Source organism: Actinocrinis sp. (genome assembly GCF_035650855.1).
Classification (GTDB): domain Bacteria; phylum Actinomycetota; class Actinomycetes; order Streptomycetales; family Catenulisporaceae; genus Actinocrinis.
The window spans coordinates 24050-35637 of the sequence record NZ_DASRGV010000061.1 but is presented as its reverse complement, the minus strand read 5'-3'; the positions used below and the strand labels follow the sequence as shown (position 1 = coordinate 35637).

The window sequence follows — 11588 nt, the reverse complement described above, 5'->3', positions numbered from 1 at the left end:
GTCGTCCCGAATGCTCTATCGCCCAGGACAGGCAGGACGGCTGCGCACCGCGGTGGTGGCGGCCGCGTGCGCGGGACTGATCGCAACAGGCGGCGGTGCAGCCCACGCGCAGACCGCGATTCAGGGTTCGGACAGCGCGGCCGGGAACGCCCTCGTCGGCGATCCCGCCGCGCTGGTCGATCCGCTCATCGGCACCGGCTCCGGGGGCGCGACCGTCGGCCAGGTGGACACCTTCCCCGGCGCCTCGGCCCCCTTCGGCATGCTGACCTTCAGCCCGGACACGCCGTCGCGCCCGGACGGCGGCGGCTACAACTACGCCGACTCGTCCGTCACCGGCTTCAGCCTCACCCACATGTCCGGCCCCGGCTGCGGCGCCTTCGGCGACGTGCCGATCCTGCCGACCGTCGGGGCGATCGGAACCGACCCGGTCGACACCACGGCAGCGTTCAGTCACAGCAGCGAGCACGCGACCCCGGGTTCGTACTCCGTGACGCTGAATCCGGGCACCGCCAACGCGATCCAGTCCGACCTGGCGGCCACGGCGCGCACCGGGATCGCCAAGTTCGGCTATCCGGCGAGTAAGTCCTCGAACGTGCTGTTCAAGATGGGTGACGCCCAGTCCGGCAACGTGGCGGCCGACGTGCAGATCCTCAACGACCACCAGATCGCCGGCACCGAGACGGCCGGGCAGTTCTGCGGCTCGCCGGGTACGTATCCGCTGCACTTCGTCGCGACCTTCTCCCGTCCCTTCTCCTCCTACGGGACCTGGCACACCGCGCCCACGGGCGCGAACGTCTTCACCCAGCCGACCGGCGACCTGCCGTGGAGCTACCACGAGATCAGCGCCGGCGGCACCGCGGCCACCATCAGCCCGACCGCGGCCCCGGACGGCCAAAGCGCCGTCGCCTGGCAGCAGGGCAACGCGCTTGCCAACACCTGGATCCAGGCCACTCCCCCGGCTTTGACGCAGGGCGCGAGCTACGAAGCCAGCGTCACGCTCCAGGGCGCCGGCACCGTGTACCTCGACTTCTACAACGGGCAGGTGGACGTCGGTAGCCAGCCGGTCACCCTCAGCTCGACGCCGGTGACGCTGACCGTGGACGCCGCGGTACCCACCGGTTCGATCCGCGACCCGCAGTTCCAGGTCCGCACCGCCGCGGCCGGACCGGTCGACCTGGTGGCCTCCGCGGTCTCGCTGCGCCAGGAGTCGGTGGTGGTGACCTCCGGCTCGACGCAGGCCTCTGTCAAGGTCGAGGGCTCCTCGGTGCGCCGTCCGCAGATCCCGAGCACACGGACCACCAGCCCTCAGATCACGGGCACGCAGGGTCTGCAGTCCGGCGCGTGGGCCGGCTTCGACACCACGACCCGCCGCGACGTGACGATGAAGGTCGCGATCTCCTATGTCAGCCAGGCCGACGCGACCGCCAACCTCAAGGCCGAGGACCCGGGCTGGAGCGTCGGTGCCGTCAGCCGGCAGACCTACGCCAAGTGGAACGACCTGCTCAGCCGGATCCGCATCGGCGGCGGCACGGCCGCTCAGCGCACTGAGTTCTACTCAGCCCTCTACCACACGCTGCTCGAACCGAGCGTCTTCTCCGACGTCAACGGCGACTATCTCGGGTTCGACAACCAGACTCACCGCACGTCGCACGGCCAGGTCCAATACGCGAACTTCTCCGGCTGGGACGTCTACCGCTCGGAGATACCGCTGCTCGCGCTCATCGCGCCGGAGCAGACCAGCCAGATGATGACCTCGCTGCTCAACGACCAGGCGCAGGGCGGCTGGCTGCCCAAGTGGGGCTTCGCCAACGACTACACGGACGTCATGAACGGTGACGCCGCGGACCCGATCCTCGCCGAGGCCTACGCCTTCGGCGCCCGAGACTTCGACGCGCGCGCCGCGCTGGCCGCGATGGTCAAGGGCGCCTCGGTCGTGCCGACGCAGAGCCAACTGGGTCAGGGCACGTACACCGAGCGGCCGCAACTGGCCGACTACATGTCGCTCGGCTACGTGCCGAACACCACCGAGAGCTCCCTCTCGCCGACGAACAACGGCGCGTCGGAGACGATCGAATACGCCATCGCGGACTTCGGCATCGCGCAGCTGGCCAAGTCCCTCGGCCAGGACGCGACCGCCGCGACGTACCTTCAGCGCTCGCAGGACTGGACCAACCTGTTCAACGTCGACACCGGCTACATCCAGCCGCGCGACGGGAACGGCCAGTTCCCCGAGTTCGATCCGACGACCGACGGGATGGGCAGCTTCGGCCAGTCCGGGTTCCAGGAGAGCAACGCGGCGCAGTACACCTGGGTGGTCCCGCAGAACCTCAGTGGCCTGATCACCGCGATAGGCGGCGACGCGGCGGCGATCACCCGGCTGGACAGCTTCTTCCAGCAGCTCAACGCGGGCCCGAACCTCCCGTACGAATGGGCGGGCAACGAGCCCTCGTTCGGCACGCCGTGGATCTACGACTACGCCGGGGCGCCGTACAAGTCCGAGGCCATCGTGCACAGAATGCTGACGGAGGTGTACGCCGACTCCCCCGGCGGCGAGCCGGGCAATGACGACCTGGGCGCGATGAGCTCCTGGTTCGTGTGGTCCGCGCTCGGCATGTACCCGGAGACCCCGGGCTCGCCGGCGCTGGCCCTCGGCGCGCCGATCTTCCCGAAGGCCACGATCGCGCTTCAGGGCGGCCACCAGGTCGTCATGAACGCTCCGGGTGCGTCAACGAGCACGTATGTACACAAGCTGTCGGTGAACGGCAGGACCCGGGCCCCGGTGTGGCTCGACGAGAACCAGCTCGTCGGCAGCCGGGTCACCCGCCTCGACTACGCCATGACCTCGACCCCTGACACGGCCTGGGGCGCGGCCGCGGCGGACGCACCGCCCTCCTACCCCTCCGGCCCGCTGCAGTTCCCGCCCGGCCGCCAGCCGACGATCCTGGTGCCGACCGGGCCGAACCTGCTCGGCGACGCCCCCACAGGACAGCTGAACTGGCAGGGGCCGGTGGAGAACGGCGTGGGCTCGGTCCCGGGCAGCCTCGCCGCGGCCACCACGCCGCAAGGCGCCAGCGCGATCCACTGGACCGAGGCCGACGCCGGGTCGAACACGTGGATCTGGGTCGATCCCGCGAGTCGGCCGCCGGCCGGCCAGAGCTATCAGGCCTCGGTCACGCTGCAGGGCACCGGCGTGGTCTACGTCGACTTCTGGAACGGCCAGCAGGACCTGACCAGCGCGACGGTCCAGCTCTCCGACACACCACAGACCCTCACCGTGCAGGGTGTGGTGCCCTCGGCGGCCGACGACACCCACGTGCAGGTCCGCACGGCCAATCCCGGCCCGGTTGACCTCTACGCCTCCGCTGCCGAACTGCAGCTGCTCACCGCGCAGCAGCAGGGCGGCTGACCGCGGAAGCAGCCGCGGAATCGTGGAACAGCGTCCGCCGGACCACTGCGGGATGTGGGTGGTCCGGCGGAGCCGTCACGACTCGCTCGGCGTCCTGGTCGGCGCGGTCGTGGAGGCCTGCGCGGCCGGCGCGGCGGCAGCCGATGCCGGCGGGGTCGGCGCGGACTCACCCGGCTGCGCACCGCGAGTCGGGATCCAAGGCGCCCACCAACTCACGCGCCCCTTGCCCTGACGTCGGGAGCCTTCGCTGCTCTTCACCTCGGCGAGGGTTGCCTGCTGCACACCGGTCGCGGTGAGAAACAGCAGGCAGCCGTTGAGGACGGCCAGCAGGTAGTCCAGGGGCGTGTGCAGCTGATGCGCCGTGCCGGCCAGCACGAACGCCACGCCGAGGCCCGTGGCCAGCGGAAACAAGGGCCAGTCACGGCGAACGGCGAGCCGCACGGTATTGCCGACCACCCACACCGTGGTGGTCGCGCCGGCAAAAGTGCCGATGCTTTGATTCGTAACGAAGTCGGTCGTGCCGGCCACGGTCACCTCACAGGTTCGCTTCGGCTAGGAAAGGTTGCATCGGGCCGTGCTTGAACCAGGTCTCGTCTTCTGGTTGCGGCATGGCGCCCGACAGCTCGAGTTCGAGCCAACGCAGCAAGGCTGACGCGTCGTGGGCAGCTGATCCCTTCTTGCTGCCGCTGACAATCATGCCCAGCCACCGCTTCTCCCCGTCCATGACCGTCGAGACCCATGATCCCGAATCCCCGGAAACGCTGAACGCGCCCTTGAACGGCGGCCAGGCCACCCCGAAGTAACGCGTACGCTCCCGGGAGATATGGATCGTGGGGAAACGGATCGCCCCTTCGGTGTCCGATGCGTAGAGGCTCGCAGAGCATACGTACCCTGCCATCCTTTTGCCGCGATGGTTGGTGAACTCGGCGACAGCGTGGTCCAGCACCAGTTCGGACACCCGGCCCCAGCCCGGGCTCGCCACCTGCGCCCGTGACGCCGGGGCGGAGAAACAGCCGCCCATCTGCACCAGCGCCGCATCGGGAGCCCAGCGATCCCGGCTCGGCAGGAACCTGCGGTACGCCGACACACACGCCGGTCCGAGCACATGGCCGCAGGTAAGGCCGAAGTCTCCGGAAGGTGTTGTGATGTAGCCCCCGACCACGCCTTCACGCCCGCCGAGCGCTTTGCATCCGAGCCTTTCAAGCGGCCGGCCTTCCTGAACGTGCACCGCGATGCCCCACCATTGCGGGATGCCTTTCAGCAGGGCGCGCATTTCGTCCGGTCGGTTACTTTCGACGAGGACTCGCCACGGGTACGCGGTGCGACTGACCAGGCGAACCAGCCGAGGCAGACGCCGCAAGGTCACAGTCGGCCGGAGGGGATCGTCGGCGGTCGCCTCAGCTTCCGGTGGCTCCGCACTGCGGACGAACGCGTCGACGGCGTCGCAAGCCCGGCCCAGCAGCGTGAGCTCCGGTCTGGCCAGTTGCCACTCCAATGCCACGCGATGCCCGGTATCCCGCTCACGCGGTTCTCGCTCGCTGCGCGGTGCACCGGGCGGGTACTGCACGAACTCGCCGTAGCCGTCGCTGAGCCAGGCCCTCACCTCGCGCGCGCGTTGCACGGCAGTCGTTCGTGCGGTTTCCGTCGGCACGAAGCCCGTGAGGTTACAAAGCCGCCGCGCCAGCAGCCGAAGCAGGAGGCGGCGCAGCCAGCCGAAGAAGCCGCCGCTGCCGCCGCCGGCCGCGGGCGGCCTGGCAGAACCTCCGCTGCTGCTTCCGCCGGCCGACTCGGCAGCCGGTTCCGGTCCAGGTTGAGCCACGATGCTCATGTCGGTCCCCCCTCCTTGAGCCACGTGGCCAAGGAAGCCGACTTCAGCGTAACTCGGGCTCGAACATCATCACGGGGACTTGCGAAACTTGGTCCGGCGTCAGCCGGCCGGGCCCAGCAGCACGGCCGCCGCCAGGCAGATCCCCGCGAGGGCTTCGGCCTGGCGGGCGGCCGCGTCCTCCAGCGCGCGCAGCCGGTCGCGGTCCAGCCGCGGATCGCGTTGCGCGGCGACGGAGAGCGATCGCCAGCCCTGCAGCTTGCCGAGCACGCCGAGCCGCAGCGCCTCCAGTTCCACGAGGGTGCTCAGCTGGGAGCCGCGCACCACCCGGCCGTTGAGCTTGAGCCGCCCGAGCCGTTCGCCGAGCCGGCCGAGCCAGGCGAAGCTGCGGCGCGGCGTCACGCCGACCGAGCGCATGACCTCGACCAGCGCCGCGTAGTCGTCGCTGATCTGCGCGGCGATCGCATCCAGCTCACGGCCGAGCGGCGTACCGCGCTGCGCGCCTGCGGTACGCAGCGCCAGCTGCACATTCGCCGCCGCGCCCATCAGGTGGTCGTTCAGATACACCTGGAGCCGCTTTTGCACCGCCCTGCGACCACCCACACCGGCGAGACGTTGCACCGTACCTGCGCGAACGGCGTCGCCTTCGATGGGATCGATGCCCATACGCAACCTCCCGCACCTGGCCGCCGACGACCGCTCGGCTCGTGTAGCCACACCCACTACTCGGTGAATGCTGATTTGAAACCCGATTGATTCTGCCGCGACGTGGTATTTCGAGGCCCATGGCCCAAGACGTCCTCCAGCCCACGTACGCTCCGGACCGCCTGCTCAAACGGCATCTCGGCTTCTGGCATCTGACCGCCGCCGGATTCAGCGGCGTCATCGGGTCCGGTTGGCTGGTGGGCGCGCTGTACGCCGCCCAGGTCGCCGGGCCCGCGGCCGTGCTGACCTGGGGCATCGGCGGGATCGCGTTCCTCGTCATCGCGCTGGTGATGGCGGACCTCGGCTCGACCCACCCGGAGTCCGGGGCGCTGGTGCGCTGGCCGCTGCACACCAACGGCCGGCTCGCCGCCACCATCGTCGGCTGGGGCATCTGGATCGCGTACTGCACCAACCCGCCCAGCGAGTCGGCGGTCGTCGTGCAGTACGCCTCGCAGCACATCTCGGGGATCTACCGCAACAACCGGCTGACCTGGGCCGGAATGCTCATCGCGCTGGCGCTGATGGTCGTCTTCATGATGATCAACTGGTACGGGATCCTGCTGCTCGGCCGGGTCAACGGCGCGCTGTCCCTGATCAAGTGGCTGGTGCCGACGCTGACCATGGTCGTGCTGCTGGCGACCTCCTGGCACGGCGGGAACTTCACCGACCACGGCGGCTTCGCGCCCTACGGCTACTCGGCCGCGCTCTCCGCGATCTCGACCGCGGGCGTCATCTACGCCTACACCGGCTTCCAGGCGCCGCTGGACCTGTCCGGCGAGGCCCGCAACGCGCACCGGGACGTGCCGCGCGCGATCATCGTCGGCCTGCTGATCGCGATGGCGCTGTACATCGGCCTGCAGATCGCCTTCATCGCCGCGGTGCCCGGCTCGCACCTCGCGCACGGCTGGGGCGGCATCGACTTCACCTCACCGTTCGCGCAGCTCGCGGTGGTGCTCAACCTGGGCTGGCTGTCCTGGGTGCTCTACGGGGACGCGATCCTCTCGCCCTCCGGCTCGGCGCTGGTCTTCACCGCGGCGATCAGCCGGGAAGCGCGGGCGATGGGCAAGAACGAGTCGATTCCGCGCTGGTTCGCGGCCATCCACCCGGGCTCCGGCGTGCCGCGCCGGGCGCTGCTGCTGAACTTCGTGCTCGGCGCGGCGTTCCTGCTGCTGCTGCCCAGCTGGCACGACATCATCAAGGCCACCAGCGAGCTGGGCCTGTTCGTGTACTCCATCACCATGGTCTGCCAGGCGGCGCTGCGGATCGCCGAACCGTCCCGTGCCGCGGTCTGGTTCCGCGGCACCTCGGTGCTCGCGCCGATCGGCTTCGTCCTGGCGACGCTCATCCTCTACTGGGCGAAGTGGACCAACCTGCGTATCGCGCTGCCGCTGCTGGCCGTCGCGGTCGCCGTCTACCTCTGGAACACGCGCAGCAACCGGCACACACCCGGGCAGGTGCGCGTGGACGTGCGCGCCGGGGCGTGGCTGGTGGTGTACGTCTGCGCCGTGCTGCTCATGTCCTGGCTCGGCAGCTTCGGCGGCCGCGACTGGATCGCGCAGCCGTGGGACTCGATCGCGGTCGGCTTCATCGGCGCCGGCGGATACGTGTGGGGCGTGGCCGAGGCCGTCCGGTTCCTGCGCTCGCACCCCGCCGACTATTGGCGGCAGCCGTCCGATCTCGACGCCCAGGAGCCGGACGCCGACGGCGGAGCCGGCGCCGGACCGATGACCGAGCCCGTATAAGGCCTCTTCGAAAGGAAACCGAGATGTTCGACCCGTTCACGGCCAGCGACCCGCCGGTGCTCGTCCACGAGGTGGACGGCCCCGACTTCGAACGCTCCTGGCACGGCTTCGAGCGCGCGGACGAGGGCTGGCGGTGCCCGGTGTGCGGCGAGGGCAAGCAGCGCGACCGCGGCGTGTCCGAGCACAACCAGCGCCCGTGGATCCGCTTCTCGTGCGGCGACGTGGTCGCGCAGGAGATCACCGCGGGCTGACCCGCCGCGCTCGGCCGAGCCCTAAGCCAGAGTTAACAGAACCCTGTCATTCGCGCCGGGCAGATCCCGATGGTCACGGTTGTCTAATGACCTGTACGAAGCCGCCCGGGTTCCGGCTAGGGTGTCCGCATGCGGCTGAGCGCAGTCGGATATCGCTATGGCTGGCGGGCACCCTGGGTGCTCGGCCGAGTCGACCTCGACGTGCAACCGGGCGACCTGGTGCGGATCGGCGGGTACAACGGCTCCGGCAAATCCACCCTCATGCGGATCATCGCGGGGGCGCACCGGCCCGGCCGCGGCACGATCACCGACCGCCCGAACCGGGTCGCGTACGTGCCGGGGCAGTTGCCGCCGCTGCCGTTCAAGGCGAACGACTACCTGCGGCACTTCGGCCGGATCCACGGGCTCTCCGGCGAGGCGGCCGAGGAACGCGCGCTCGGCTGGCTGGAGCGGTTCGAGGCGCTGAGCTACCGCAAGCACCGCATCGGCGACCTCTCCCGCGGCACCGCGCAGAAGATCGCGATCATCCAGGCGCTGCTGGCCGAGCCGGACCTGCTGATCCTGGACGAGGCCTGGACCAGCCTGGACGCGTACGGGCAGCAGACGCTCGACGAGGTGGCCCGCGAGACGACGCGGCGCGGCGGCCGGGTGGTGTTCGTCGACCACGACCCGCAGCGGCTCGCCGACGACGCGACCGCGGCCTACGTGCTGCGCGACGGGCTGCTGCACCAGGCCTCCGCGGTCGACTTCGAGCTGCCGCTGGTGCTCATCGACCTGGAGAACGCGCCGGATCCGTGGCCCGGTCCCGGCCGCGGCCGGGTGCTGGCCGACGACGTGCTGCGCATCGAGGTCGAGCCGGACGGCTCGGACCGGCTGCTGCACGAGATCCTCTCGGCGCACCGGGGAATCCACGTGCTGTCGGTGCGCACGGTGGACGGCCGGGCGGTCGAGGCGGCCAAGCAGCAACAGCAGGGCGCGAAGCAAGGGCAGCAGTCCGTGCCCAAGCAGGGCGAGCGCGGCCGAACCGAGCATCAGCAGTCTGCGATTCCAAGGGCTTCGGTGCCGCAGCAGAGCAGGAGGCAGCCGTGACGACCCGTGACGCCGCCGTCGCGCGCTACTACGTCGTCCTGCTCGCCCGCTCGCAGCGCTGGCTGCCGCCCGTGCTCTTCTACGCGATCGCGCTGGCCATCGACTCGGCGGGCGGCGACAGCGCGGCGGACGCGTTCGCCTACAGCGCCGCCTTCCTGCTGCCGGTGAGCGCCTGGCTCACCCGCGCGATCCTGACCACCGAACCCGCCGAGGCCGCCGCGATCACCGCGACCGTGGCCGGTCCGGTGCGCGCCCGCCTCGCCGCCCTGTGCGCCGCGACCGGCTACGGCCTGCTGTGCGCACTGGTCGGCGCCGTCGTCGCGGCCGCCACCGGTGCGCTACCCGGCAGCGGTTCGACCCTTCTCACCGGCCTGAGCACGGAACTGGTCTGCGTGCTGCTCGGCACCGCGGCCGGGGTGCTCTCCGCTCCGCCGCTGGTCCCGGCCGCCGGCTGGGGCGTGCTGCTGGCCGGCCTGCTCGCGCTCGGCCTGCTGGTGGCCCGCTTCTCCCCCGCCGCGATGGGCATCCGGGCCCTGACGACGGCGAACGGCGCCGCGCCGCACTACCCGCTCGCCGCGCTGCCCATCGCGCTCATCGTGGTGGCCGCGGCCTGGGCCGCCTCCACCGCAGCGGCCGTGCGCCACATCTGACGCCTGGTCAGCCGCGCGGCTCAGGGCGAGCAGTGAAACATCCGATGTAAATGATCGTGAGCGCGCCCCTTCCGCGCTGTCCGCCATAGCGGCTTCGGGCTGCGGAAACATGGGCCGAGACCGCGGTGAGCGCGTCCAGTCCGCGACCTTGGTCGTGGACAAGAGATCGGATCTCACCTTAAGTGGTCTGCGCACAAAGCCGTGCAGATCACCGAAGGGAGACGTCATGTCCAACCCGGTCAGCCGCCGCAGGCTCGTCGCGTTCGGCGCGGCGGGCGCGACCGGAGCCGCCCTGCCCCTCGCCGGCGCGGCCGGCGCCCGCGCCGCCTCCGCCCCGGCCCCCGCCCCAGGCCTGAGCGACGTCTTCGACGTGACCGCCTTCGGTGCGACCGGAGACGGGAGCACGATCGACAGCGACGCGATCAACCGCGCGATCACCGCGGCCGCGGCGCACAACAACGGCGCGGGCGGCACCGTCTACTTCCCCGCCGGAACCTACGCCAGCTACTCGATCCGCCTAGCCAGCAACGTGGCGCTCTACCTGGCCAACGGCTCGCGGATCCTGGCGGCCGCGCCCACCGCGACCCAGGGCTACGACCCCGCCGAGCCCGGCGCGGGCAACCCGTATCAGGACTATGGGCACAGCCACTGGCACAACAGCCTGATCTGGGGCGAGAACCTGCAGAACGTCACCATCTACGGCCCCGGCACCATCGACGGCAAGGGCCTGGTCAGCGGCGGCAGCAAGGAGTCCGCGCCGCTGCAGGGCAACAAGGCCATCGCGCTCAAGCTGTGCCGCAACGTCGGGATCTACGACGTGACGATGGTCAACGGCGGCCACTTCTGCATCCTGCCGACCGGGGTGGACAACTTCCGCATCGACGGGCTGGTCATCGACACCAACCGGGACGGCATCGACATCGACTGCTGCAAGAACGTGCGGATCTCCAACACCGTGGTCAACTCGCCCAACGACGACGCGATCGTGCTCAAGAGCTCCTACGCGCTGAACGAGGCGCGCTCCACCGAGAACGTGTACATCGACAACTGCATGGTCAGCGGCTACGACCTGGGCACGTACGTGGACGGCACGTTCAAGGTCGGGCCGTACGGGCGCACCGGCCGGCTCAAGTGCGGCACCGAGTCCAACGGCGGCTTCCAGAACATCGCCATCTCCAACGTCGTCTTCGAGCACTGCCGCGGCCTGGCGCTGGAGACCGTGGACGGCGCGCTGCTGCAGGACGTGACGATCAGCAACCTGACCATGCGCGGCGTGCAGACCCCGATCTTCATGCGGCTCGGCGCGCGCATGCGCGGACCGGCCGGCCTGGCGATCGGCAGCCTGCGGCGGGTGAGCATCAGCGACGTGACCGTGATCGACGCCGACCCGAGATACCCCTCGACGATCGCCGGCATCCCGGACCACCCGATCGAGGACGTGCGCATCAGCGGCCTGCGTCACATCATGGTCGGCGGCTTGACCCCGGCCGCCGCGGTCAACCCGGTGCCGGAGCTCGTCAACGCCTATCCCGAGAACTACATGTTCGGCACGCTGCCCGCGTACGGGTTCTACGTGCGGCACGTCTCGGACATCGCCTTCGACGACGTGACGGTGGCGTTCGAGCAGCAGGACACCCGCCCGGCGTTCGCGCTCGCCGACGTGAACGGCGCCGACTTCCACCACGTGCGCGCCGAGAAGGCGCGCGGGGTGCCGACCTTCTCCCTCAGCGGGGTCGAAGGGCTGCGCATCAGCGACAGCTGGCCGGTCGAGGACGGGCGATTCGACACGAAGATCCAAAACCGCACCCTCTGAGGTGAATCCGACGAAACGCCTGTACGTAGCGCCACTGCAGGGTTACTCTCGGATTCAGGCGGCGTTCGGGGCCCGCGCGGGGGTGGGGAGATCCCCCGCGGTGGGAC

9 protein-coding genes are annotated in these 11588 nt (G+C 70.3%); 6 read left to right on the top strand and 3 right to left on the bottom strand.

The annotated features are described in order from the left end of the window. Positions 1 to 10: 10 nt before the first annotated feature. Positions 11 to 3406, top strand: a complete 3396-nt coding sequence (locus tag VFB40_RS05070; protein WP_324848106.1) for a GH92 family glycosyl hydrolase — start codon at positions 11 to 13, stop codon at positions 3404 to 3406. A gap of 75 nt (positions 3407 to 3481) precedes the next feature. Here the strand turns inward: VFB40_RS05070 and VFB40_RS05065 are convergent, their stop codons facing one another. The 3 genes from VFB40_RS05065 to VFB40_RS05055 form a co-directional block, all read right to left on the bottom strand. Continuing rightward, on the bottom strand, positions 3482 to 3934 hold the full coding sequence (locus tag VFB40_RS05065) for a hypothetical protein (RefSeq protein WP_324848105.1): 453 nt from the start codon (positions 3932 to 3934) through the stop codon (positions 3482 to 3484). Positions 3935 to 3941: 7 nt separating this feature from the next. Continuing rightward, on the bottom strand, positions 3942 to 5234 hold the full coding sequence (locus VFB40_RS05060) for a hypothetical protein (protein ID WP_324848104.1): 1293 nt from the start codon (positions 5232 to 5234) through the stop codon (positions 3942 to 3944). Positions 5235 to 5333: 99 nt separating this feature from the next. Then, positions 5334 to 5897: a hypothetical protein gene (locus VFB40_RS05055; RefSeq protein WP_324848103.1), complete on the bottom strand. Its 564-nt coding sequence runs from the start codon at positions 5895 to 5897 to the stop codon at positions 5334 to 5336. Between the two features lie 119 nt (positions 5898 to 6016). Between VFB40_RS05055 and VFB40_RS05050 the strand changes: the two genes are divergently transcribed. The 5 genes from VFB40_RS05050 (at position 6017) to VFB40_RS05030 (ending at position 11481) form a co-directional block, all read left to right on the top strand. Beyond that, positions 6017 to 7678 carry an APC family permease gene (locus VFB40_RS05050; protein ID WP_324848102.1) on the top strand — a complete coding sequence of 554 codons (1662 nt, stop codon included), beginning with the start codon at positions 6017 to 6019 and terminating at the stop codon, positions 7676 to 7678. Positions 7679 to 7701: 23 nt separating this feature from the next. Further along, positions 7702 to 7929 carry a hypothetical protein gene (locus VFB40_RS05045; protein WP_324848101.1) on the top strand — a complete coding sequence of 76 codons (228 nt, stop codon included), beginning with the start codon at positions 7702 to 7704 and terminating at the stop codon, positions 7927 to 7929. Positions 7930 to 8058: 129 nt separating this feature from the next. Then, positions 8059 to 9018: an ATP-binding cassette domain-containing protein gene (locus VFB40_RS05040; RefSeq protein WP_324848100.1), complete on the top strand. Its 960-nt coding sequence runs from the start codon at positions 8059 to 8061 to the stop codon at positions 9016 to 9018. Continuing rightward, positions 9015 to 9668, top strand: coding sequence for a hypothetical protein (locus VFB40_RS05035; protein WP_324848099.1), 654 nt, complete (start codon positions 9015 to 9017; stop codon positions 9666 to 9668). Before VFB40_RS05040 ends, VFB40_RS05035 begins: the two co-directional genes overlap by 4 nt. Positions 9669 to 9894: 226 nt before the next feature. Next, complete coding sequence (locus tag VFB40_RS05030) at positions 9895 to 11481, top strand: rhamnogalacturonidase (protein ID WP_324848098.1); 1587 nt, start codon at positions 9895 to 9897, stop codon at positions 11479 to 11481. Positions 11482 to 11588 lie beyond the last annotated feature (107 nt).